This is a genomic window from Streptosporangium sp. NPDC004631, from assembly GCF_053601935.1.
Map to the genome: position 1 here is coordinate 313,877 of NZ_JBSGCR010000003.1, position 23,423 is coordinate 337,299.

Annotated in this window: 20 protein-coding genes and 1 tRNA gene; 4 read left to right on the top strand and 17 right to left on the bottom strand. The window is 71.5% G+C overall.

All coding sequences use genetic code 11. The annotated features are described in order from the left end of the window. Positions 1–59 precede the first annotated feature (59 nt). The 3 genes from ACWEF2_RS04775 to ACWEF2_RS04785 form a co-directional block, all read right to left on the bottom strand. On the bottom strand, positions 60–455 hold the full coding sequence (locus ACWEF2_RS04775; RefSeq protein ID WP_453811925.1) for a Rid family hydrolase: 396 nt from the start codon (positions 453–455) through the stop codon (positions 60–62). A 64-nt stretch (positions 456–519) separates the two neighbouring features. Continuing rightward, on the bottom strand, positions 520–2,139 hold the full coding sequence (locus tag ACWEF2_RS04780; protein ID WP_453811927.1) for an FAD-dependent monooxygenase: 1,620 nt from the start codon (positions 2,137–2,139) through the stop codon (positions 520–522). Next, entirely contained in the window at positions 2,132–3,094 is a 963-nt protein-coding gene (locus ACWEF2_RS04785) for an MBL fold metallo-hydrolase (protein WP_453811929.1), read from the bottom strand. Before ACWEF2_RS04785 ends, ACWEF2_RS04780 begins: the two co-directional genes overlap by 8 nt. 97 nt (positions 3,095–3,191) lie before the next feature. Here ACWEF2_RS04785 and ACWEF2_RS04790 point away from each other — a divergent pair, with 97 nt between their 5' ends. Beyond that, the gene (locus tag ACWEF2_RS04790) at positions 3,192–3,890 is read left to right on the top strand and encodes an IclR family transcriptional regulator (RefSeq protein WP_453811931.1); all 699 of its coding nucleotides are present in this window, start codon (positions 3,192–3,194) and stop codon (positions 3,888–3,890) included. On the opposite strand, the gene ACWEF2_RS04795 is transcribed toward ACWEF2_RS04790, so the two are convergent. The 11 genes from ACWEF2_RS04795 to tnpA all read right to left on the bottom strand — a co-directional run bounded on the left by ACWEF2_RS04795 (position 3,887) and on the right by tnpA (position 15,371). Continuing rightward, positions 3,887–5,560 carry a thiamine pyrophosphate-binding protein gene (locus ACWEF2_RS04795; RefSeq protein WP_453811933.1) on the bottom strand — a complete coding sequence of 558 codons (1,674 nt, stop codon included), beginning with the start codon at positions 5,558–5,560 and terminating at the stop codon, positions 3,887–3,889. The two genes, ACWEF2_RS04790 and ACWEF2_RS04795, sit on opposite strands and share 4 nt — an antisense overlap. 71 nt (positions 5,561–5,631) lie before the next feature. Further along, positions 5,632–6,450: an SDR family NAD(P)-dependent oxidoreductase gene (locus tag ACWEF2_RS04800; protein ID WP_453811935.1), complete on the bottom strand. Its 819-nt coding sequence runs from the start codon at positions 6,448–6,450 to the stop codon at positions 5,632–5,634. A 5-nt stretch (positions 6,451–6,455) separates the two neighbouring features. Then, complete coding sequence (locus tag ACWEF2_RS04805; protein ID WP_453811937.1) at positions 6,456–7,238, bottom strand: SDR family NAD(P)-dependent oxidoreductase; 783 nt, start codon at positions 7,236–7,238, stop codon at positions 6,456–6,458. After that, on the bottom strand, positions 7,235–8,050 hold the full coding sequence (locus ACWEF2_RS04810; RefSeq protein ID WP_453811939.1) for an SDR family NAD(P)-dependent oxidoreductase: 816 nt from the start codon (positions 8,048–8,050) through the stop codon (positions 7,235–7,237). Before ACWEF2_RS04810 ends, ACWEF2_RS04805 begins: the two co-directional genes overlap by 4 nt. After that, complete coding sequence (locus tag ACWEF2_RS04815; RefSeq protein ID WP_453811941.1) at positions 8,047–8,835, bottom strand: ATP-binding cassette domain-containing protein; 789 nt, start codon at positions 8,833–8,835, stop codon at positions 8,047–8,049. Before ACWEF2_RS04815 ends, ACWEF2_RS04810 begins: the two co-directional genes overlap by 4 nt. After that, entirely contained in the window at positions 8,832–10,763 is a 1,932-nt protein-coding gene (locus ACWEF2_RS04820; RefSeq protein ID WP_453811943.1) for a dipeptide/oligopeptide/nickel ABC transporter permease/ATP-binding protein, read from the bottom strand. The genes ACWEF2_RS04815 and ACWEF2_RS04820 overlap by 4 nt, the downstream gene beginning before the upstream one ends. Next, the gene (locus ACWEF2_RS04825) at positions 10,760–11,704 is read right to left on the bottom strand and encodes an ABC transporter permease (protein WP_453811945.1); all 945 of its coding nucleotides are present in this window, start codon (positions 11,702–11,704) and stop codon (positions 10,760–10,762) included. Before ACWEF2_RS04825 ends, ACWEF2_RS04820 begins: the two co-directional genes overlap by 4 nt. A 609-nt stretch (positions 11,705–12,313) precedes the next feature. Beyond that, positions 12,314–12,385: transfer RNA gene (locus ACWEF2_RS04830), tRNA-Arg, on the bottom strand. A 93-nt stretch (positions 12,386–12,478) separates the two neighbouring features. Further along, positions 12,479–13,537, bottom strand: a complete 1,059-nt coding sequence (locus tag ACWEF2_RS04835) for an NlpC/P60 family protein (protein ID WP_453811947.1) — start codon at positions 13,535–13,537, stop codon at positions 12,479–12,481. Positions 13,538–13,771: 234 nt separating this feature from the next. Further along, positions 13,772–14,956: an RNA-guided endonuclease InsQ/TnpB family protein gene (locus ACWEF2_RS04840; RefSeq protein ID WP_453811949.1), complete on the bottom strand. Its 1,185-nt coding sequence runs from the start codon at positions 14,954–14,956 to the stop codon at positions 13,772–13,774. Further along, positions 14,949–15,371 (bottom strand): IS200/IS605 family transposase, encoded by a 423-nt coding sequence (gene tnpA / locus ACWEF2_RS04845; protein ID WP_453811951.1) that lies wholly within the window; start codon positions 15,369–15,371, stop codon positions 14,949–14,951. Before tnpA ends, ACWEF2_RS04840 begins: the two co-directional genes overlap by 8 nt. A gap of 358 nt (positions 15,372–15,729) precedes the next feature. On the opposite strand from tnpA, the gene ACWEF2_RS04850 reads away from it, so the two are divergent. After that, positions 15,730–16,098: a response regulator transcription factor gene (locus tag ACWEF2_RS04850; protein WP_453811953.1), complete on the top strand. Its 369-nt coding sequence runs from the start codon at positions 15,730–15,732 to the stop codon at positions 16,096–16,098. A 319-nt stretch (positions 16,099–16,417) separates the two neighbouring features. Here ACWEF2_RS04850 and ACWEF2_RS04855 read toward each other — a convergent pair whose 3' ends face one another. Further along, entirely contained in the window at positions 16,418–19,216 is a 2,799-nt protein-coding gene (locus tag ACWEF2_RS04855) for a helix-turn-helix transcriptional regulator (RefSeq protein ID WP_453811955.1), read from the bottom strand. 67 nt (positions 19,217–19,283) lie between these two features. On the opposite strand from ACWEF2_RS04855, the gene ACWEF2_RS04860 reads away from it, so the two are divergent. Continuing rightward, the gene (locus ACWEF2_RS04860) at positions 19,284–19,895 is read left to right on the top strand and encodes a LysE family translocator (RefSeq protein WP_453811957.1); all 612 of its coding nucleotides are present in this window, start codon (positions 19,284–19,286) and stop codon (positions 19,893–19,895) included. 75 nt (positions 19,896–19,970) lie between these two features. Here ACWEF2_RS04860 and ACWEF2_RS04865 read toward each other — a convergent pair whose 3' ends face one another. Together ACWEF2_RS04865 and ACWEF2_RS04870 are read right to left on the bottom strand one after the other, a co-directional pair. Then, complete coding sequence (locus ACWEF2_RS04865) at positions 19,971–21,182, bottom strand: hypothetical protein (RefSeq protein ID WP_453811959.1); 1,212 nt, start codon at positions 21,180–21,182, stop codon at positions 19,971–19,973. 30 nt (positions 21,183–21,212) lie between these two features. Then, complete coding sequence (locus ACWEF2_RS04870; RefSeq protein ID WP_453811961.1) at positions 21,213–21,623, bottom strand: Rid family hydrolase; 411 nt, start codon at positions 21,621–21,623, stop codon at positions 21,213–21,215. A 432-nt stretch (positions 21,624–22,055) separates the two neighbouring features. On the opposite strand from ACWEF2_RS04870, the gene ACWEF2_RS04875 reads away from it, so the two are divergent. Next, positions 22,056–23,360 (top strand): glycosyl hydrolase family 8, encoded by a 1,305-nt coding sequence (locus tag ACWEF2_RS04875; protein WP_453811963.1) that lies wholly within the window; start codon positions 22,056–22,058, stop codon positions 23,358–23,360. The last annotated feature ends 63 nt before the right edge of the window (positions 23,361–23,423 follow it).

The following is a 23,423-nucleotide window of genomic DNA, read 5'->3' on the forward strand; positions in this document are numbered from 1 at the left end:
CGCTACCGGAGATATTCACTATTTACAATCACTTTTCCAATATCGAGTTATTCGTCTTACTATGTGATCGCCAGCACGTCGATCTCGACGAGGAACTCGGGCCGCGCGAGCGCCGTGACGCCCACCAGCGTGCCGGGCGCGAGCAGGTGCGGCGCGTAGGCCTCGGCCAGCACCTCGGCCGCCTTCTCCAGGTATCCCTGCGGGTCAACGGCGAAGATGCGCTGGTAGACCACGTCGGCCCAGGTGGCGCCGACGGCGGCCAGCTCGGCGTCGACGATCTCCCGGATGCGCCGCACCTGGCCCAGCGTGTCGCCGACGTGCATGGGCCGCTGCCGGTCGTCGACGGCGCAGCGGCCGGCCAGGAAGTGCCACCGCCGCGGCCCGGAGACCGAGATGACGGGGTGGAAGGCCGGGTGCGTGAGCACGCCGCCGCGCTGGATCTCGATTCCGCTCATGGATGCGTCCTGTCTCGCGTCCGGGCACGCCCGGTATGCCTGCCGCTGAGAGCCGCGGCCGCTGTCAGTGGTGCCGCGCGAGCACGCGGTCGACGACGCCCGCCAGGGCCGCCGCGTCGGGCTGCCACAGCACCGCCGCGACATGGCCGTCGGGCCGGATGAGCCACGCCTCGCCCGGCCGGCTCCGCAGCGCCCCGGAGAGCACACCGCCCCCCAGATCGCGGATGGCGTGCACCTGCAGGGGGACGTCGGTGGCCTCCTTGACGGCCAGGTGGACCTCCTCGGCGTCGAGCCCCTCCTCAAGGAGCACGAGCAGGCCCCCTCGGACGATCTCGCGCAGCCGCCTCACCTCCGGGCGCCCCCGTACGCCGACGCGCACGTCGGGCACGAGGACCCCCGGCGCGGGGGGCGGGGCCGAGCCGCTGGGCGGCCGGCCGGCGAACGGCCGGCTGGGGTCGGGGACCGTCAGCGGGGAGTCCACGTACCAGAAGGGCTCCGCCAGACGTCCGGAGTCGACCTTGACCAGCGCCCGCGGGTCGTCGACCGCGGCCTCCAGCCAGGTGTGGCGCCGGTCGCGCTCGCGGTCCGTCTGCGGCACCAGAAAGCGCATGGTGGCGCCGGTGACCTCCAGGTTCTCCCTCGCGGCGTCGGAGCGCTCAAGGTGATAGGTGTCGAGCAGCGCCTCCGGCGCCCAGCCCCTCAGCACGAAGGCGAGCTTCCAGGCGAGGTTCTCGACGTCCTGCACACCGGAGTTGAGCCCTCGGGCGCCGAACGGCGCCATCAGGTGGGCGCAATCGCCCGCCAGGAACGCGCGCCCGACCCGGAACCGGTCGGCCATGCGCGAATGGAACCGGTAGACCGACATCCAGACGATCTCGTAGGGCCGCTCACCGATGATCATCCGAATCCGCGCGTCGAGCGCCCCGCTCGCCCGCTCCGCCTCAAGGTCGAAATCGTCCGGCACCTGCCAGTCGATCCGGTAGGTGGAGTCGGGGCAGGGGTGGATGAGCACCTGACGGCCCGGGTTCCAGCTGGGGTCGAAGTGGAAGCGCCGCTCCTGGGCGTCACCGGGGATCTCGGTGCGGATGTCGCATATGAGGAAGTGGTCGCCGAAAGATTTCCCCTCGAAGCTCACCCCCAGCAGGCCGCGCAGTTCGTCCCCGCGGGCACCGGCGCACACCACGGCGTACGGGGTCCGCAGCAGGGATTCCCCCTCGGGAGTCGTGGCGCGCACCGTGAGTCCGCCGGAATCCTCATCGAGCGCCACCACGGTGTGCGACCATCGCACGTCGATGAGCGGGTGCCGCGCGATCCGCTCATCGAGCAGTGCCTCGGTGCGCGCCTGCGAGAGGTTGACGAATGGCGGGAACGGCGAGCCTCCGGAGTCGACGAAGTCGACCGAGAACAGCTCCGTGTCGCGGTAGAAGGTGCGGGCCTTGGTCCAGGTGACGCCCTCGCGCGTGATGGCGTACCCGGCACCGACGGTCTCCCAGATGTCCAGGACGTCGCGCTGCTGGCAGATGGCCTTGGACCCCACGAGATCGCGCTCGTCCCGGCGGTCGAGCAGAACCACGGGGATGTCCCAGCGGGCCAGCAGGAGCGCGGCGGTCTGCCCGACCGGCCCGTTGCCCACGACCACCACGGGGTCACAGACACGAGCGGACGGGGTGTCTGCGTCAGTCACCGTGCATCTGGTCCCACACCTGGCGATCCCGCTCCGCGGTCCAGATCCGCGGCCAGTCGATGCCGTCGAACTCGTCCCACAGCCGCTGGACGTTGAAGGGCATGGTGTGCTCGAAGATCGGCCAGGTGCCGTAGCGCGGTTCGAGCGCGGCGTGCGCCGACTCGAACGCGTCCTTGACGCCGCCGCCGGCGGCGTGCACGCGGCCCACCTCGGCGAGCATGACGGTGAGGAAGTCGCGGGTCTGCTCGATCGCGGCGCCGACCTCCCGCGAGCCCCGCGCGACGGCGCCCCGGCCCCCGACGAGCACGTCGGCACCGAGCGCCGCCACCGTGTCGAGCGTACCCGCCGACCAGTCGCGGTGGAAGGCGTCACCGGTGTAGAGAGCCGCCCGCGCCTCGACGAGGTCACCGGCGAACAGGATCCGCCGCCGGGGCAGCCAGGCGACGATGTCGCCGGCGGTATGGCCGCGGCCGCAGTACTGGAGCACGAGCGGACCCCGGTCGCCGCCGAGGTCGATGGTCATGCGGTCGGTGAAGGTGATGTCCGGGACCGTCAGTCCGGGGATCGAGCCGGGCTCCTTGAACAGCCTGGGCATGCGGCGGTACTCGCTCTCCCAGTCCTCCATGCCGCGCTCGGCCACGAGGCGCGCGGTCGCCTCGTGGGCCACGACGGACTCGGCCTGGAACGCGCTCGCCCCGAGCACCCGCACCGCGTGGTAGTGCGACAGGACCAGATGGCGCACCGGCTTGTCGGTGTGCTCCCTCAGCCGGGTCAGCCAGTCGCGTGCGGCGACCGGCGTGGCCCGCGCCTCGAAGGCCACGACGAAGTCCTCACCCTCGATGGCCCCGACGTTGGGGTCGCCCTCCGCGGTGAGGGCGTAGACGCCTTCGGCCAGCACTTCCAGGTTCTCGGTCTTGTCGGCGAGGTCCGTGGACGACGCGAATGACTTAACCACACTTGCTCATTTCTCTATAGTCGGTATATTTCTCTCTATGATAGAGATCGTATCGTAAAACAGCTCGACAGTCTCGACAGTGAGGACAACCTTCGTCATGGCTCGACCCCGACAGGACTCCCCCGCGACCGCGCCGCACTCGCAGACCCTCGACCGGGGCATCCGGCTGCTTGAGGCGGTCGCGGAGGCGAACGAACCCCAGAGCCTCGAAGACCTCGCGATCGGCCTGGGCGTGCACCGCTCGATCGCCTATCGCATGCTCCGCACGCTGGAAGACCACCGGCTCGTCCGGCGCCGCGCCGGGGGCCGCTACGAGCCCGGGTTCGGTCTGTCGGTGCTGGCCCGCAGCGTCTCGCGCCCGCTGCAGGCGGCCGCCATGCCCGAGCTCATCGCGCTGGCCAACTCCGTCGGCATGACGGCGTTCCTCGTGGTGCGCGAGGGCGAGGAGGCCGTGACGATCTCAAGCGTCGAGCCGCGGTACTCCACCGCCCACGTGTCCTACCGCCCCGGCACCCGCCACCCGATCGACCACGGCGCCCCCGGGGTGGCACTGCTGGCCGGCGAGCCACCCCGGGACGGGGAGCGTCGCGAGGTCACGCTCTGCCGCGCCCGGGGGTACGCCACGTCCTCCGGAGAGGTCATCACCGGCCTGTCCGCCGTGGCCTCGCCCATCACCAGCCGGGGCGAGCTCGCCGGCGCGATCGCGGTCGTGGGCCTCGACAGCCAGTGCAACCACCCCGAAATCGGAGCCGAGGTCAAGGTCGCGGCGGACCGGATCGCCGCCGAGCTCGCCTAACCGGCTACCGGCCCGGCCTCGGTCTTCGGGCCGCCGGGCAGCTTGAAGTAACGCACCGGGCGGTCCGGGCGCAGCTTGCAGTCCAGCAGCAGCGGTCCGTCGAGGTGGGCCAGGCGCTCGCCGAGGGCGCCAAGGTCGTCGGCCGAACGGATCGTGGCCGCGTCGAGACCCATCGCCCTGGCGACGGCGGCGAAGTCCGTGTCGGGCAGCTCGGCCAGTTCCTGCGAGAACCCATGTGCCGCGAGGACGTTCCGCTCGGCACCGAAGGCGCGGTCGTTCATCACGACGATCACCAGCGGGAGGCGGTAACGAGCCGCCGTGACCAGGTCCGACAGCGTCAGCATGAACCCGCCGTCACCGGCGTACAGGACGGTCGGCGAGTCAGGACAGGCCACCGCGGTGCCCAGTGCCGGGCCGAGGGCACAGCCGATGGCCCCGAAGTCGGCGGCGAACCGCGAGCTGCGCGGCCCACTGGTGCGCACGTAGCGCATCGGCCCGGCGCTGAAGCGTCCGAGGTCGAGCACCATCTGGCGCCGCCGCGGCAGCATCGCGTCAAGGGTGCTGAGCAGCACGCGCGGATCGACCCCGGTGCCGTCGCTCTCATCGGGCCCGTCGTACCGCGGGGCACACAACCGGGCCAGGACCTCGGGCGCGTGAAGCGCCGGCGTGGGCCCGGCGTGCCGCGCCGGGATCGCGGTGAGCAACGCCTCAAGCATCGACACCGCGTCGGCGTGGACCTTGACCTCCACGGGGTAGTAGGCGTCGAAGGCGTCGGCGTCCACCGTCACCTGCACCGTCGTCGCCTGCCGGAACAGGGTGCGCTCGGCGCTGGTGAAGTCTGTCAGGCTCGCGCCGACCGCCAGCACGCAGTCGAGGTCGCCCAGCACCTCACCGGACGGCTCGCTGGTGAACCCGCCGAGCACCCCCACGTCAAGCGGGCTGCCGAGGAACAGATCCTTGGCCGGGACCGAGGTGCCGACGAGGGCGCCGGTGCGCTCGGCGAGCTCAAGCATGAGCTCCCGGGCCCCCGGCTGCAGCGCACCGCGTCCGGCGAGCAGCAGGGGTCGCTCGGCCGACGTCAACAGCGCGGCCGTCCGCCGAACGAGGGCCGCGTCGGGGGCCACGGACGGAAGCGCGTCAGGGCGGATCTCCCCGAGCGGCCAGCCCTTCCCCGCGGGCTCGTCGAACACGTTGGCCACCACCGACAGCACCGCGGCCCGGTTGGACAGCGCGGCCTGAAGCGCGGACCGCAGAGCGTCGGGGACCTCGTCGGCCGTGCGCGCCTCGGCGTACACCAGACCGGCCACCTCGGCGGCCCGCCGCTGGTCGGCGACCTTGAGGTCCGGAAGGTACCAGCGCTTGGTCGGGGCCTCACCGGTGATGATCAGTAGTGGCAGGTGCGCCCGCGCGGCGGTGGTGGCGGCGGTGAGCGCGTTGAGGAATCCGGGACCACGGGTGATGGCGCAGACGCCCAGCCGGCCGGTGGCCGCGGCATACCCGTCGGCCATGCCCACCGCGATCGCCTCGTGCCGCGCGGAGTAGTACCGCACGCCCTCGGCCACCAGGGCCGCCGTGAGGTGGGCGGTGTCCTCTCCCATCAGCCCGAAGCAGGCCCGGGTACCGAGCTGCGCGAGCTCATGAGCGATCATCTCGTTGACGGTGGGGCTCACAGTTCCTCCGATTACGGATTGGCCTGGGGCGTCCGGCCGGGGCGACGGCGGCCGAGCTTCGCGGGGGCGGGTCAGGACACCATGTAGGAGCCGGCGTTGACCCACAGGGCCTGGCCGGTGATGCCACTGCTGTCGTCGCTGCACAGGAAGCTCACGGCGCGGGCGATCTCATCGGGCTCGACGAGGCGCCCCAGCGCGGTCTTGGCGACCAGGCCCTCGCGCCGCCCGGGAGGCATCTCGGCGAACGAACGCCGCAGCATCGGCTTGGACAGGATGAGCCCGGGGACGACGCTGTTGACGGTGATCTCACCGTGTGAGCCGACCTCACGGGCGAGGTGGCGGGTGAGGGTGAGCACGCCCGCCTTGGCGCTGCTGTACGCCCGGCTCACCCCCTGGTGCGAGGTGCCGGTCGCGGCGCCCGAGGAGATGTTGACGATGCGGCCATAGCTCTGGCGGCGCATCGCGGGCACGACGTGCTTGCAGCACAGCAGCGTCGTGAGCAGGTTGATGTCGAAGGTGCGCTGCCAGTGCTCAAGGTCGACGTTCTCGATGTCGGGATACGAACCGGGCATGCGGCCGGTCGCGGAGAGCGGCTCGCCGCCGGCGTTGTTGACCAGAACGTCGATCCTCCCGTGGAGTTCGAGGACCCGTGCGACCATGGCCGCCACGGCCGACTCGTCGGTGAGGTCGGCGTGGTGGGCGACGGCGCGCTCACCGAGCGCCGCGACGTTGTCGGCCAGACCCCGCTCGTCGATGTCGGCCAGGTGCACGAGGGCGCCCTCGCGGTGCAGATGCGCGGCGAAGGTGGCACCGAGCCCCGTGCCGGCGCCGGTGACGACGGCCACCTTGGAGTCGAAACGGCCTCTCGGCGCGGAGATGTCGGTGCCCATGGGTATCACTCCTGGGAGTCGTCGGTGCGCGGCAGGCCGGGAAGGCCGAGTCCGGCGGCTTGCAGGCCGCCGTCGACCGGGATGACCACGCCGTCCACCCAGCCCGCGTCGGCCGAGCAGAGGAACGCGATGACCTCCGCGACCTCCTCGGGCCGGCCGGGACGGCCGAGCGGGACCGCGCGGTCGCCGGGGCGGCCCGGCGTGACGGCGTCCCGCCCGTGGTCGATGAGCCCGGGCGCCACACCGTTGACGCGGATGCCGCGCTCGCACATCTCGACCGCGGCGCCGCGCACAAGGTTGGCCAGGGCGTCGCGGACCACCTGGAACGCCCACGCCTCCCCGGCGTGGCCGGCGCCCGGGCCGCCATGGGTCAAGACCACACCGCCCCCCTCGGCCAGGCCCTCGTACGCCGCTCGGAGCCCGCGGTGCGCGGGCGCCAGGGCATCGCCGGCCATGGCGCGCAGGGCGTCGGCGGCCTGCCCGGAGAAACGGCTCCGCGCCCGGTGCTCCGTGACCACCACGAGGCTCTCGGGGGTGCCGAACCGCCGCCGGGCCAGGGCGAGCATGCGTTCGCCGGTGCCGGGGTCGGCCGGGTCCGCGACCAACACGGCCACCTGGTCGCCGGACCCGCCCGGCGCGACCAGGGCATCGGGCTCCACGGCGGACGTGTCGACCGCCACGACACCGCGGCCGGCCCGCGCGAGGCGGCGCACGGTGGCCCGGCCGAGAGACGTGGCCGCGCCTGTGACGATGGCCGGGCCGCCGGCGGGCCGGTTCACGGCGCTCACGCGTCCTCCCGTGGCGCGGCGGCCGACAGTCGCGGCAGAGGCGGGAAAAGCTGGCTCCCGGCGGCCAGACCGCCGTCGACGGAGACCATGGCGCCGACGACGTAGCCCGACGCCGGCGAGAGCAGGAACGCGATGACGGGGGCCACCTCATGGGCCTCGCCCCATCTGGCCAGCGGCGTGCGACGGGCGGCCGCCCGCTCACCGTGCTCGGCACGCGCCCTGACGTTGGCATCGGTGCGGATCGGGCCCGGGGAGACCCCGTTGACGCGCACCGCGGGTGCCAGGTCGACGGCCATCGCGCGGACGAACCCGTCGAGCCCGGCCTTGGCCGTACCGTAGGCACCTCGCCGGGGCTCGCCCTTGAGCGCGCCACCGGAGGAGACGAGCACCACCGAGGCCGAGGGCGCCAGCCCGTCGAGCACGCAGCGCAAGCCCACGACGGCGGTGCCCAGCGTTCCGGCGATGGTGAAGTCGAAGTCCTCCGGCTCCTGCGCGTGCATGGGCCCGTACCGGGACATCGCGACGTTGACGACCGCGCCGTCGAGTGGACCCAGCTCCGACACCGCGCGGCCCACGAGGCCGGAGACGGTCCGCGGGTCGCTCACGTCGCCGACCGCGGTCAGCGCGCCGCGGGCGGCGAGCTCGTGAACCCGCTCGTCCAGGTCGGCCGCGGTGACCACGGCACCGTGGTCGAGAAGGAGCTCGGCCGTGGCACGGCCGATGCCCTTGGCCGCGCCGGTGACCAGGATGTGGCGTCCCGACAGCGCGGTGAGCGGCCCGTCCTGCGTCGCGGGCGGGGGCGCGCCGGTCACGAGGCACGCACCTCGGGGTCGAGGACCGACCCCACGAGCGTGCGGGTGTAGGCGTCCCGGGGCGCGTCGCACACCTGGTCGACCGGCCCCTCCTCCATGACCTTCCCGCCGTGGAGGATGACGACGCGCTCGGTGAGATAGCGGACCACCGCGAGGTCGTGGGAGATGAGCAGATAGGCCACGCCCGTCGCCTCGCGCAGCTCCTCCAGCAGCGCGAGGATCTGGCTCTGGGTCAGCACGTCGAGGGCACTGACCGGCTCGTCGAGGACGATCAGCCGTGGCCGGATCGAGACGGCCCGGGCGATCGCGACCCGCTGCCGCTGTCCGCCGGAGAACTCGTGCGGATAGCGCTGGGCGCTCTCCCGGGGCAGGTTCACCTGCGACAGGAGCTCCTCGACCCGGGCGGTGAGCTGCGGCCCCCTGAGCCCGAAGTGCAGCCGTATCGGCTCGGCGAGCATGCCGCCCACGGTCATGCGCGGGGTGAGGGAACCGTAGGGGTCCTGCCACACCACCTGGACGTCGCGCCGGTACGCCGGGGGCACGGTGCCGCCGAAGCGATGCACCTCCCAGTCACCGACGGTGACCGTGCCACCGGTGATGGGGGCCAGCCCGAGCACGGCCATCGCGGTGCTCGTCTTGCCCGACCCGGACTCGCCGGCGAGGCCGACGGCCTCGCCCTCGCGCACCCGCAGGGTCACTCCGTCCACCGCCGGGGGCGGCTCGGCACCGCCACGCCGGTGAGGGTAACGGACGACCAAGTCGTCGATCTCCAGCAACGGCTTCACGCGCTCGCCTCCCGGATCTGGTCGCGCTTGTCACGCATGAACTTCCAGGCGCGCTCGTCGTGCGGGCACTTCCACGTGTGCTCGCCGTCACGGAACACCGGGACGTCCCCCTCGGTGCAGGAGGCCACGGCCACGGAGCAGCGTGGCGCGAAGGCGCAGCCAACCGGCGCCGCGGTCAGGCTGGGCGCCTCGCCGGGGATCACCGGGAGCCGCTCGGTGCGGGGCCGATTGCGCGGCACGGCCGCGAGCAGGGCCTGGGTGTAGGGATGACGCGGGCGGGCCAGCACTTCGGCGGTCGGCCCGCTCTCCACGATCTCTCCGGCGTACATGACGCACACCCGGTCCGCGGCGTACGACACCACGCCCATGCTGTGGGTCACCAGCAGGATCCCGATCCCCTTGCTGTCGCGCAGGCCGCGCAGCAGGTCGAGGACCTGGCGCTGCAGGGTCGCGTCGAGAGCGCTGGTCGGCTCGTCGGCGACGATGAGCTGGGAGTCACGGGCAAGGGCCATCGCGATCATCACCCGCTGGGCGATACCGCCGGACAGCTCATGGGCGAACTGGCTCAGGCGGCTGTCCGGGCGGGTGATCCCCACCTCGGTGAGCAGTTCGACCGCGCGGGTGCGGGCCGCCTTGCCGCGCAAGCCCTGGGTGAGGCGCAACACCGCCGTCACCTGCTCGCCGACGGTGTGGCTGGGGTCGAGACAGGCCAGGGGGTCCTGCTGGACCAGCCCCACCTCGTGGACGCGCAGTGCGCGCAGCCGCTCCGCCGTCGCGCCGACCACCTCGTGCCCCCGCACGCGCACCGTGCCGCCGACCACCCGGGCCGCCGCGGGGTGCAGCGCGAGCGGGGTCATCGCGGTGAGCGATTTACCGGAGCCGGACTCGCCGATGAGCGCCACGATCTCGCCACGGCCGACGCTGAGCGACACCCCGCGCACCACGGGCCGCGGCCCGGCAGGCGCGTCGATGGAGATGTGGACGTCCTCAAGGACCAGGGCCGGGTCGGCGTCCGACCGGGCGGCCGTGTCGGGGGCGGGGACGAAGCGCGGGCCCCGGGCCGTGCGCAGCAGGTGCGCCACCGAGGGACGCGGGGTGAGCTCCTCGCTGAGCGAGTCGGCGATGAGGTTGAACAGCACCGCGATGACCAGCAGTGCCAGGCCGGGCGCGATCACCTGCCACGGCGCGGACAGGGCCACCTGCTGGGCGCTCTGGAGCATCGATCCGAGGCTCGCCTGGGGCGGCTGAACGCTCAGGCCGAGGTAGCTCAGGGACGCCTCGACGAGGAACGCCGCGGGGAACAGCACGGTGATCTGGACGATGATCGCCGGGATCACCTCGGGGAACACGTGCCGCCACAGCACCCTCCGGTGGGACAGCCCTGTGACGTGGGCGGCGCGGACGAACACCTCTCGCCGCACCCGCAACACCTCACCGCGGATCACCCGCAGCATCGGCAGTGCGAACACCAGGCCGAAACCGACCATGGCGGGCAACAGGCCCCGGCCGGTGATGGCGACGACGGCCAGGACGAACACCAGCGGCGGCACCGCGAGCGCGGCGTCGACGAAGATCGAGCCGACCCGGTCGACACCTCGGCGCGAGCCGCCCAGGAGCATGCCGAGGGGCGTGCCCACCACGACGCCGATCGTCACGGCCATGATCGCCACGAGGAAGTCGATGCGCACGGCGTAGAGCAGACGGCTGAACAGGTCGCGGCCCTGGTCGTCGGTGCCAAGCCAGTGGCTCGGACTCGGCGTGAGCATCGAGGAGGACAGGTCCTGGGCCACCGGGTCATAGGGAACGATCCACGGCGCCAGCAGGCCGAGGGCCAGGACGAGGAACAGACCTCCGCCGGCGAAGGCGATGACACGGTTGCGGCGGAACATCCGCCCGACCTGGGCGAGGGAGCCGGCGTCGGCGCTCATGCGCTCCTCAGCTTCGGGTTGGCCCAGCTGTAGAGCAGGTCGACCACGATGTTCACCACGAGCACGATGAGCGCGAAAGTGACAACCGTGCCCATCAGCGTGGGGGGATCGTTCTGGGCCGCGGCGGTCACCGCGAGGGAGCCGAGCCCGGGGATGCCGAACACCCGCTCGATGACCACGGCGGTACTGAGCATCACCACCACCTGGAAGCCAACCTGGGTGATCGCCGGGCCGAGGGCGTTACGCAGCGCGTGGTGGCGTAGGACGTACCAGCGGCTGTGGCCCTGGCCGATGGCCGAGCGGACATACTCCTTGCCGAGTTCGCCGATCATCGAGGCCCGCAGGAACCGCCCGACCACCGAGGCGCTCGACAGCCCGAGGGCCAGACTCGGCAGCAGCGTCGACTGGAACGCTCCGGTGAGGGACTCGGCGGGACTGACGAACCCGGTAGCGGGAAACAGGCCGAAGTTCAGGGCGAACACCGTGACGAGCAGGATGCCCAGCCAGAAACCGGGGGTGCCGTGAAGGACGGCGGACAGGGCGCTGAGCACACGGTCGACGACACCGCCATGGTTGAGGGTGGAGAACAGGCCGACGGCGAGACTCGCGAGCACGCACCACACCAGCGAGAGCACCAGGATCGTCATCGTCGGCACGGCGGCTGTGGCGATGGTGCTGGACACCGAACGCCCACTCACCCACGAGGTGCCGAGGTCACCGATGACGGCGTTTTTGAACCAGGTGAAGAACTGGGACAGCCATGGGTCGCCAAGCCCAAGCTCGCGGTGGAGCGCCGCGACCGCCGAGGGCGGCGCGTCGGGACCGAGAATGAACTGCTCCGGCCGTTGCGGAGCGAGTTTGACGAGGATGAATGTCCCTACGCTGACCACGACCAGCAGGCCGGCCGTGGTGAGCAGCCGGACGAGGACGGCGCGGATCATGGGGCACCCCTCACCTCCCTGCTGAGCCTCGACATCGGTGTCGCCGCCCAGGCACACACCCGGGCTCCTGATCCGGACAAGCCGGAAAGGTGAGGCCGACGGTACGCGAATTTCTCGCTATGCACAACGAGTATCCGAATATAGATTTGTTGCTGTCGTGTCGCGTGTGACACGACAGGTTGATCAAGGCGGCCCGGCCCGCGGCGCGCCAGGGGTGCCCAAGGCAGCCGGGGCCACCGGCGGGTGACGTGTGTGGCCTCGGTCGAGGAGGCGGCCGTTCCCCCAGTCGTCCAGGCGGATCAGATTGATCGCGATGGTGGAGGAGACATGCTGGAGCTCGTGAAGTTCCCGAGGCCGGGGGCCTCCCCCGAAGTGCGGACACCGGCTGTTACGCGGCGAGTAGCGCCTTGTCGGGTTACTGCCCGTCGTCGACGGGGCCGAGGTGGCCCAGGGCGGACTGTCTTCTTCAACCGGCCCATAGTCGGCCCACGACCGGCCCACAGGCAGCGAGCGCAACGAGAACGGGCGGGACTCAGTGAAACTGGAGTCCCGCCCGTTTCGGCGTTCCGACCCCAGGTCAGGCCCGTGTTCGGACCGACCTGGCTTGGGTGCCCCCTGCAAGATTCGAACTTGCGCTCCCGGCTCCGGAGGCCGGTGCTCTATCCCCTGAGCTAAGGGGGCCAACGAGTGATTAGGTTACCAGCATCTGGAGGGGAACCGACACTCGAAGCGCGAAGTAGGTGATCTCGGGGGCACCGGCTGTCACCGGGGAGGTCAGGACTCCGGGCGGACGGCTCCGCGATAGTGGGCGCGGTAGTAGGCGGAGGTGGTGAACTTCGTCGCCCTGACCACGTCGCCGGTCTTGGGGGCGTGGACCATGATGCCGTTCTTGAGGTAGACACCCACGTGGGTGGGGTCTCCGACGCCCCCGCCGAAGAAGACCAGGTCTCCGGGACGGAGCCGGGAGAACGGCACCCGGAGACCCTGCCTGAACTGGCTGCCGGTGTAGTGAGGGAGCCTGGCCCCCGCCTTCGACCAGGCGTGCAGGGCGAGCCCCGAGCAGTCGAAGCCGCCGCCGGTCGGACCTGTGCCTGAACCACCGCCCCAGACGTACGGCCTGCCAACCTGGCGAAGCGCAGCAGCGGCCGCCAGCTGCCCGGGAAAGAGCCGGCGTGAGCGCCGCAGGGACGTGACCGACAGGCGGACCACCCTGTCGGCGGCCCCCGCGACGCCCCCGTTCTCCCCGTTCTCCGAGGAAGGGGGTTCGGAAGAGGTGGCGGCACCGACCGGCTGCGTGTGATCCCCGTCGGAGGTGTCACCGCAGGGGGCGCCGCGGACGCGGCCGGGGTTGGGGATGCCGCTGAAGGTGCGGCCGAGGGGGTGGCGGGGGGTGCCGCTTGCGGCGGTGGCGGAGGCGGTCTCTGGCCTGCGCCCGGAAGGCGCCCTGCCGGCCTCGTCGATCTCTCCGACCTCGCCGGTTTCCCCCTTCTCCTCGACCTCGCCGGTTTTGCCGGTCTCATCGGACCCGCCGATCTTGCCCTCCTCGCCGCTCTCGTCGACCTCGCCGATCCCCCCGGCCTTGTCGTCCTTGTCGATTTCAGTGTTCTCAGGGCTTCCGCCGGCCTTGCCGACCTGGTTGGTCTCCCGGCCGGTGGTCGGCGCGATGTGGACGTTGTCTTCGAACCGTCTCCGGACGCCGTCCGGTAACCCGGCTCCGGAGAGCAGCCTGATCCAGTGGGTGGCGGCTGTCGGGCAGGGGTGGGTCGCCGACGCCTGATGGACCCCCGCGAGGGCCGCCGTGAGGACGGTGACGGTGATGAGTGTTGTGATCACGCATGGCCTCCCTGGGCTCGATGAACGATCGAGGCCCCAGGATCGGCGAGACGGCGTGATCGGCAAGGAGCCGAATCCGGTTCTGGGGAAAACTTCGGGCTGTCCACAGCCCCGGGAGAGTGGAGGAGGGAGCCCTGGAGAGGCGGAGGGGGAAGCACCGAAGTGAGGTGGAGACCGGCTGGGAAAGTACCGGAGGAGGTGACTCCTCCGCTCCCTGAAGGGAGCGGCTTCTCGCTAAGCCGCCTGCGCGGCCCGGCGAAGGGCAAGCCCTGCCCTGAGAATGTTGATCGCCGCGTTCACGTCGGCGTGCGCGGCATGCCCGCACGACACGCACCGGAACTCGGCCTGGCTGACGCGGTTCTCCTTCGCACGGTGCCCGCAGCGCGGGCAGGTGCGGGAGGTGTGGGCGGGGTTCACCGCGATCAGCTCTCGACCGGCGCTTTCAGCCTTGTACGACAAGATCGTCAGGAACACCCCCCAGCCCGCGTCCAGGATCGAACGGTTGAGGCCGGACTTGGCGGCGACGTTCCGCCCTGGGGCGTCGATCGTGCCGGACGCCGACCGGGTCATGCCGGTGATCCGCAGATCCTCATGCACGATCACGTCGTAGGCGCGCACCAACGCGTTGGCGGCCTTGTGCGCGCCGTCCAGGCGCTGACGGCGCACCTTGGCGTGCAGGGCCGCGACCCGGGCGGCGGCCTTGCGGCGGCGCCTGGAGCCGCGCTTCTTGCGGGCCAGGTCCCGCTGCGCGTCGGCGAGCCGGTCGGCGGAGGCCGCCAGGTGACGCGGGTTGTCGAAGTACTCGCCGTCAGAGGTGATGACCAGCGACGCGACGCCCATGTCGATCCCGACAACCGCGCCGGTCGCGGGCAGAGGTTCGGCGGGCACGCCGTCGCACGACAAGATCACGTACCAGCGGGTGCCCTCCCGTTTCACGCTGATCGTCTTGACGGTGCCGCGCACGGCGCGGTGCTGGTGTACACGGACGTGGCCGACGCCCTGAAGGCGCACGAACGTCGCGGACGGGTGTTCGGGCCGGGAGTCCCACCGGCAGCCGTCGCCGTCTTTGGGCCACTCGACGGTGTCGAACCACCCCTTGCCCTTGAAGCGGGGGAAGCCCGGCGTGCGCCCGGCTTTGACGCGGGCGAAGAACGCGGCGAACGCCTTGTCCAGGCGGCGCAGAGTGGTCTGCTGGGAGGAGAACGACCACCGGCCCTGACCGTCGGTGTCGGCGGCGCGGATGTGCTTCAGATCAGCGGACTGGTCGCCGTAGCGGACGGTGACGCCTGCCTTGGCGTAGGCGGTACGGCGGTGCTCCAGCGCGGCGTTGTACAGGGCGCGGTGATCGTCCAGGCACGCCGTCAGCGCGGCCGTCTGCTTGGCGGTCGGGCGCAGCGGGAACGTGAACGACCTACGCACGATCGCCCTCCTTGGGGACGCGCTCGTACTGCGTTTCGATGTAGCGCCGCACCGTCTCGGCGGACACCGCGCCGACCGTGGCCACGAAGTACGACCGTGACCACAAGGTGGGCAGCTGGGAGCGCAGGTGCGGGAACTCGGCGCGCAGGTGGTGGGAGGTGAAGCCCTTGAACCGGCCGGCGACGTACGACGGCGAGTTCTTCGGGTGCGGCTTGACGAACAGGTGCACGTGGTCGGGCATCACCTCCAGCGCCACGATCTCCCAGCCGTGCTCGGCGGCTTTGGCGTGGATCAACTCCTCCAGGCGGTCTTTGACACGGCCGCCCAGAACGGGGCGGCGATACTTCGGGCACCACACCACGCGGTACCCGAGGTCGTACGCCGCGCCGGGGGAGGTGCGCACCTGACGAGTCACACGAGCGTTATAACAGCGTCATCTATCTAACGTGCGATGAACGGAGAACTCTGATGCGCAGACCTGACCGGTCAGAGCACGCTCGGGCCTTGGCGGCCCTCCCGCCCCCGATTCCCCCGTCACCTAAAGACGACGGCCCCCTCAGGAGGAGTTGATGGAGACCGGCGCGGTGCCGGAGGAGCGGAGGGGTGCCCGAGGGGCTGCGGTGGGGGACGCGAAGGTTTGGGGAGGGAACAGCGGAGCTCGCCATCGTTGAAAACCTGTCGTCCTTGGATAGCCGCGCGACATCCGTCGAAAACCGCACGTGACCGGGCCCGGAGGAGTTAGCCTCACGCCCGTGGGCGAGCTTCTGGGCAAAGTGTTGGTAGTGGATGACGACGAGGTCATCCGACAGCTCATCGCGGTCAACCTGACCCTGGAGGGGTTTCAGGTGGAGACCGCATCGGATGGGCAGGACTGTCTGAAACGGGTACTGGACGTGATGCCCGATGTGATCACCCTCGACGTGATGATGCCCAGGCTCGATGGCTGGATGACGGCCACCAAGCTGCGCGGCAACGAGGAGACCAGGCACATCAAGGTCCTCCTGATCACCGCGCGGGCCCAGGAGGACGACAGAAGGCGGGGGATGGACATCGGGGTCGACGCCTACCTCACCAAGCCGTTCGACCCTGCCGAGCTCATCCAGGTTGTCCGAGACCTTGCCCTCGCCGCTCACAGCGGCTGACGTGGTTACCAGTGATGTTCACCGGGTCGCACGCCGTTCATCGGCGCCGACCAGGGCCGTGACAGCACTCGCCGTACCGGCGGCGGACAAGGATCGGGAGACTAGGAGGCGAAAAGAGATCGGGAAACCCGGGAAGGGTGAACCGGACCGGGAGGCCTGAGAAAGGCGAACCAGGCCGGGAGTCCGGGGAAGGGTGAAACGGACCGGGAGATCCGGGAAGGGTGAACCGGGCGGGGCGGCCGGAAGGCCAAAGGAGGGCGAACGGAGCCGGGAGGCCTGAGAAAGGTGGACCGGGGGGCGGTCGCCTACATCCTCGCGGTCAGACCAGGCCCGCTTTGCGGGCCACGGCCGCCGCCTGGGTGCGGGAGGAGACGCCGAGCTTGCCCAGGATGTTGGAGACGTGCACGCTGACCGTCTTCTGGGCGATGAACAGCCGCTCGCCGATCTCCCGGTTGGCCAGGCCCTCGGCGACCAGGGCGAGCACCTCCTGTTCCCTGCCGGTGAGCACCCCCTGCTGAGCCGAGGTGAACCGGGCGCGACGGCCCAGTTCCGCCAGTGCCTCGTTCAGAGGACGGGCCCCCAGCGACGTGGCGGCCTTGACGGCGCGGCGCCACTCCTTCAGCGCCGAGGACCGGTCTCCCGAGGCGAGTAGCGCCTCGGCCAGCCGCCACCGCGAGCGGGCGGCCTCGTAGACGAAGCCGGAGTCGAACACCTCGACCGCCCTGCGCCATGCCCCGATGTCGACGCGGCCGTGTGCGCGGTGCCATTCGGCCTCCGCCCGGGCCATCCAGCCCTGTCCCTCAACGCCCATCCCGACCCGGGCCGCCTCCCGCGCCCGAGCCAGGAACTCGTCGGCCCCGTCCGCACGCCCCAGGTCGGCCAGGGCCCAGAGCGCGACGGCGCCGATCCGGATGTTGCCCACCTCGGCGGGGTCCATGGCGTCGAGAACCGCGGTGGTGTGCTCCAGGGCGAGTTCGGCCTCCTGCCGCCAGAGGGCGTGCTCGGCGGCCAGGCCCCGGGACATGTAGGCGACGAGGGAGTCGGACCAGAACGGCCGCAGCCAGTTCAGCCGTTCCTCCACCTCGGGCGCCCCCATGGCGACCTCGACGAACAGCGCGAAGGAGGAGAGGATGGCCTCGGGGATCCTGCCGACGCGCGCGCCGAATCCGGCGGCCATGCTCCAGGCCTGTGTCCAGTCCCCCGCCATATAGTGGATCATGAACTGGAGAAACCGCAGGTCGGTGCCGTAGGTGCTCCAGGAGAGGCCGGTCTCCAGGGCCAGCCGCACACCGTGTTCCGCTGTCGTGGCGGCTCCGGCCATCGCGCCGCGTTCGTACTGGATCCGGGCGTGATGGAAGATCGCACGCAGGTCGATGGCCAGGTCGCCGGAGTCCTGGAAGGCGATGGAGCCGAACAGCTTCTCCGCCAGGGGGATGTCGCCTTCGTACTCCGCGCAGGAGGCCAGCATGATCATCGCGCCCTTCTCCGCGTCACTCGCCCCGGTGGCCCTGGCGACCTCAAGCGCGCGGTCGGCCAGCGGCCTGGCCTCGGCGTGCCTTGGGGTCCAGGAGACCGTGCGGGAGAGGGTGGCCAGCGCCCGGGCCAGAACCGGGCTGCCCGGCGGAGCCGCCACCACGGCCGCCTCGGCGGCCACGATCGCCGCCTCGGCCGCGTCGGAGTCATACAGGTAGTACGCGAGTCGTTCGCCGATCTCAGCGGACGCGGGCAGATCGCGCAGCTGGGCGATGGCTCGGTGGTTGTCTCCCATGTCGGCCGCCGCCGCCGCGGTGCGCAGCGCGAGCCGCTCGCGGTCCATGCCGGCGAGGCTCTCGGCGTCGGAGACGCGGTCCCAGAGGCCGAGCGCCCGTTCGAAGTGGCGGTGGGCCTCGGCGGGAGCGCCGAGGCGCTCGGCCCTCCGCCCGGCCTCGACCGACGCGGACATGGCTTCCGCCAGGTCGTGGCCCGCCAGATAGTGGTAGGCGAGCTCGGCCGCGGCGCCCTCGCGGGCGGTGAGCAGGCGGGCGAACTCCGAGTGCATCCGGGTCCGCTCACCGGGGAGCAGGTCGGTGTAGACCGCCTCCTGGAGCAGGGCGTGCCGGAAGGCGTAGCCGTACTCCCCGTCGAGGCGGAGCAGCCCTCGCGAGACGATCTCACGCATGGCCTCGTCGAAGGCCAGGTCCTCCAGGCCGGAAGCCTCCTGGAGCAGGTCGTGGTCGACCCGGCGTCCCGCGACGGCCGCGCCCCGCAGCACCCGCTGAGCGGCGTCGGGGAGCAGCTCGGCGCGGGAGAGCAGAAGCCCGGCCAGGCCGTCGGTCATCGAGCAGCCCTCGGTCACGGCCTCCAGGAGCTCCTGGGCGTAGAACGGGTTGCCCTCGGCCCGGGCGACGACCTCGTCGATCGTCCGGGCGTCGGCGCCGCCGAGGGCGACCAGATAGTCGGTCATCTCACCGCGGTCGAGCGGGCTCAGCTCGATGGACGTCACCGACGGCAGGCGTTTGAGCTCGGCGAGGACCCGGCGGAGCGGGTGGCGCCGGTGAAGGTCGTCGGTGCGGTAGGTGCCGACCAGGCAGACGCGCTCGGTCTGCAGCATCCGGCTGAGGAAGGCCAGCAGGTCACGGGTGGAGTGGTCGGCCCAGTGCAGGTCCTCCAGGACCAGCAGCACGGGCCGCGCGGCCAGGAAGCCGAGCATCGAGCCGAAGAGCTGCTGCTGGGTCAGGCCCGACGTGCTCTCCGTGCCGGGGTCGGTGCCTCCGGGCAGCAGTCTGCCGAGGGCCGGCCGGGCGTCGATCTCCGCACGCAGCTCTCCCTGGGCGCCGCGCAGGGCGTCGGCCAGCGGGAGGTACGGCAGGGCGTCACCGAGCTCGACGCACTGTCCCACCAGTACGGCGAAGCCGTCGTCCCCGGCCCGTTTGGCCAGCTCCGCGACCAGCCGGCTCTTGCCGATGCCCGCGTCGCCTCCCACCAGGGCGACCCCGGCCAGCCCTCTGGTGGCCGCGCCGAGCACGGCGGTCAGCCGGTCGAGCTCGGCCGACCGTCCGATCAGAGCACCCTGTGCCATCTGCCGCCCCACGTCGGCGAGTATGTCACGGCGCACCGACGGCGAATCGAAATGGTTCACCGAAGCCACCCGTCAATGGCCCTCACCACCGGGACCACGTGGCCCTAGGGTCGAAACCGTGATCTCCATGTCCACGTTTCTGATCTTCATGGTGGCATCTCTGGCCCTGGTCCTGGTCCCGGGACCGAACCACCTCTACATCGCCGCGCGGGGTATCGCGCAGGGCCGGGCGGCCGGGATCGCGAGCGCGTTCGGGGTGGAGGTGGGCACCCTGGTGCACATCGCCGCGGCGGCGGCCGGTCTCTCCTACGTGGTCGCCCGCTCGGCCGCGCTCTTCAACCTGATCAAGTGGGCCGGTGTGGTCTATCTGGTCTATCTGGGCATCCGGGCACTGACCCGCAGGCAGGAGCTCACCACCCGGGAGACCCCGCCGCAGCCGCTGCGGGCGATCTTCCTGGAGGGCGTGGTCGTGAACGTGCTCAACCCCAAGGTGGTTCTGTTCTTCCTGGCCTTCCTGCCACAGTTCGTGCACCCCGAGGCGGGTTCGGTGCCGTTGCAGATCGTCGTCCTGGGCGGCACGCTGCTCATCCTCGGCCTGATCTCCGACATGATCTACGCCGCGGGCGCGGGCGCGCTCGGGAGCCGGCTGCGCGCCCACTCGAACGTGCTGGGCTACTTCAGCGGGGCGGTCTATCTGGGGCTCGGCGTGGTGACCGCGCTGTCCGGCCGCTCGGCCTGAAACGCGCCGTTCAGCTTGAGACGTGCCGCCGCTCAACCTGAAACACGCCGTCCGGGCCGTTGACCCAGGAGCCGGTCAGCCCGAGAGCGCGCCGGGGATGCGGTCCAGGATCGGGTACGGCACGAGCCCGTACGCGTAGAAGTCGACCGCGTCGGCCCCCGCGGCCCGCACGGCCCGGACCTTGGCGGCGAGCCGGTCGGCCGAGTCGGTGTCGGGCAGGCCGGGACGGAGCACGACCCGCAGCTCCCTGCCCTTGCCGAGCGAGCGGCGATAGGCGGCCACGTCGTCGGCGACCCGGGCGACGTCGTGGGCGTAGGCGAGCACGCCGAGCGCGGGCACCAGGTCTCCCAGGGCGACCAGGTCCACACCGAGCTGCCAGGAGTCGTGCGCGGCGAGCCCGGATGCGGGCAGGCCGTCGGCGTGGCCCTTCACCAGGCCGGTCGCGTCGAGGAAGACGAGGCTGGAGCCCTCGGCGGAGACGGCGGCGGAGACCTCGGAGACCAGCGAGGTCACCGCCTCCGAGCGGGCTCGGGCGTAGGCGACCACCTCGGGTCCGGCGTAGGCCGTCAGCGCCGCCCGGGTCACCTCGCCCCGCGCGGGCGGATCGCCGTCGAGAACACTCCCCACGATCCTGGCGCACTCCTCACGCGCGACCTCGGCGTTGACGCCCAGGTCGATCGCCCGGCGCATGCAGAAGTCGCAGAAGCAGAGACCGAACAGGAACACGTCCATCGGCCCGAGCGGGACGGAGCCGCGCTCGGGGTGTCGGCCGTGGCCGAAGGCGCCGAAGTGCAGCGCCTCGGCGACCACGCTGTCCATCCCCTGCCTGGCCACGGCCCGGCCCAGCGCGACCGCGTAGCGGCGGACGTCCGGGTGGGAGGGGCACAGGTCGGCGGGTGAGCCTCGGTCTCCGAAGCAGTCGCGCACGGTGACGTCGGGGTTGGCCAGGCCGAGCGCGGTGTTGTGCAGGAAGACCGTCCATCCGTGCAGTTTGAGGCCGCGCTCGGCGGTGGCCGACCGGAGCTCGGCCAGTGGCTCCTCCTCGGCCCCGTCCCGGACGGGCGGGACCAGGCGTAGCCCGTCGAACAGGTCCGGAGGTGGGGAGAAGTACGCTCCGTCCCCGCGGATCGTCACCCGGGGCCGGCCGTGCGGGGTGATGTCACGGGCGCGGCGGCACGTGGCGGCGACGGTCACGCCCGCCACGCCGTATCCGGCGATCCGGTCGAGGACCAGCGACAGGCCCTCCCCCCGCACGTCCTCGACGTAGACGTATAGCGAGCTGTCCAAACCCCGTCCTCCCACGCAGTCGGTCAGACTCTAACGTGCCTTGCAGGCCACGAAGTCGATCTCGACGAGGATGTCCGTCAGGTCGGAGCCGACGGTCGTACGGACCGGGCACGGCTGGGTGAAGTAGGACTTGTACGCCTCGTTGTGGGCGGTGAAGTCACGCTTGAGACACCGCAGACGGACGGTCGACCTCACCACGTCGTCGAAGCCGAGACCGTGCGCCGCGAGGATCGCGCCGAGGGTGCGCATCACCCGGTGGGTCTGCTCGGCCACGTCCGCGCCGACGACCTCACCGGTCTTGGGGTCCAGCGGGCCCAGGCCCGGGGTGTGGACGAAATCGCCGACCACAAGGCCCCGCGAGTACGCCTCGACGGGGGCCGCGTCCTCGTCCGTCCGCGGTTCCAGCCTGCCGCCCATGTGACCGCTCCCACTCAGTGTCATCGGTGATCGGACATTGGAAACACGTGGCCATCAGATCGACACCGTAGTCGTCATCCACCCCCGGCATGAGCCTTCACCTGTGGAAGGCGGCGCACGGGGTGGGAGGCGGGTGGGACACCGGGCGCCACCGGTTCCCCGCCGATCGCGCCGGACCACCGGCTGCCGCCCGCCGGACGGGGCCGGTCCCGATCAGGACATCGAACGACACACTCGGATCCGACCACCGGGGTCACCGGGGTCACCGGGGTCACCGGGGTCACCGGGGAGGAACATGGTGGAGGTTCAGCGGGAATCGGGAGTCGACGGGAATTTGGCGCACCCCACGGGCGTCTCGTACGCTCTGCCGTCGCCTCCGCCCCTTCCCTCGGCTCTCCGGTGGCCCGCGTCACGAGATTCCCGTCAGTCCGGAGAGCTCTCAGAGAGGATCTCACCGTGCACACCCGCGTTCTCGCCTCCCTCGCCGCCACGGCCCTGCTGGCGGCCGGGTGCTCGGCCGTACCGGCCACCGAGTCCCCCTCCGCCCACGCGCCCGCGGCCACGGACGGCGCCCCCTCGGGCACGCCGGCCCCGGACAGGACCGAACCCACACGCGGCACGACGGCCCCCGGTGGAGTGGCCGTCCCCTTCGGCGCCCACACGACCCGCTACGTGGCCGGGGCGCTGCGGCCCAGCGGGGACCAGGCCACGCTCGACCGGACGGTGATCGACGCCTACGGCCGCTGGAAGGCCGCGTTCGTCAGGAACGGATGCGGCTCCTTCCAGGTGATCTCCCCCGACGCCGACCATCCGTACGTGGCCGAGGCCCAGGGCTACGGCATGGTCATCACCGCGACCATGGCCGGAGCCGACCCCGACGCCAAGAAGATCTTCGACGGCCTTGTCGACTACGTCCTGGCCCACCCCTCCAGCGGCAACCCGGACCTGCTCGCCGCAGAGCAGAACGCCTCCTGCAAGAGCGTCAACGGCGGCGACTCCGCCACCGACGGCGACCTCGACGTCGCCTACGGCCTGCTGCTGGCCGACCGCCAGTGGGGCAGTACGGGGATCCACGACTACCGGCGGCTCGCCGTCAAGCGCATCGAGGCCGTCAAGGCGTCCGAGATCAACGCGGAGACCCACCTGCTGACGCTCGGCGACTGGGCCACCCCCGACGACCCGCTCCACCGGCTCAGCCGCTCATCCGACTGGATGATCGACCGCTTCCGTGCGTTCGAGAAGGCCACCGGCGACCCCGGCTGGGCGACCGTCAGGGCCGCGCACCAGGATCTGATCGCCTCCCTCCAGGCGCGGCACGGCACCGGCCTGCTGCCGGACTTCGTCAGGGACGGCCGTCCCGTGAAGGGCAGGGCGCTGGAGGACAGACACGACGGCGCCTACTACTGGAACGCGCTGCGCGACCCGTGGCGGATCGGCGACGACGCGCTGACCAGCGGCGACGCCAGGTCACTCGCCGCCGCACGGAAACTCACCACCTGGATCAAGGGCAGGACCGGCGGCGATCCGGACAGGATCGCGGCGGGCTACGAGCTGGACGGCACGCCGATCGGCAAGGACCCCGAGCCCGCCTTCACCGCGCCGTTCGCGGTCGCCGCGATGACCGAACCGTCCAGCCAGGCGTGGTTGGACGCCCTGTGGAAGACCATGGCGGCCACAACCTTCGACGCGAACGACTACTTCGCCGCGAGCGTCCAGCTCCAGGTCATGATCACCGTCTCGGGCAACCGCTGGGTGCCCTGACCCCACCGGCCTGCCCCTGCCCGACCTCGTGAGATCTGACCTTGCGGGAACGGTACGGCTCCC

Bases quoted from the DNA above. Each gene is read 5' to 3' on its own strand.
- ACWEF2_RS04775 (WP_453811925.1), bottom strand. From the start codon at position 455: ATGAGCGGAATCGAGATCCAGCGCGGCGGCGTGCTCACGCACCCGGCC.
- ACWEF2_RS04790 (WP_453811931.1), top strand. From the start codon at position 3,192: ATGGCTCGACCCCGACAGGACTCCCCCGCGACCGCGCCGCACTCGCAG.
- ACWEF2_RS04800 (WP_453811935.1), bottom strand. From the start codon at position 6,450: ATGGGCACCGACATCTCCGCGCCGAGAGGCCGTTTCGACTCCAAGGTG.
- ACWEF2_RS04820 (WP_453811943.1), bottom strand. From the start codon at position 10,763: ATGAGCGCCGACGCCGGCTCCCTCGCCCAGGTCGGGCGGATGTTCCGC.
- ACWEF2_RS04825 (WP_453811945.1), bottom strand. From the start codon at position 11,704: ATGATCCGCGCCGTCCTCGTCCGGCTGCTCACCACGGCCGGCCTGCTG.
- ACWEF2_RS04860 (WP_453811957.1), top strand. From the start codon at position 19,284: ATGTCCACGTTTCTGATCTTCATGGTGGCATCTCTGGCCCTGGTCCTG.
- ACWEF2_RS04870 (WP_453811961.1), bottom strand. From the start codon at position 21,623: ATGACACTGAGTGGGAGCGGTCACATGGGCGGCAGGCTGGAACCGCGG.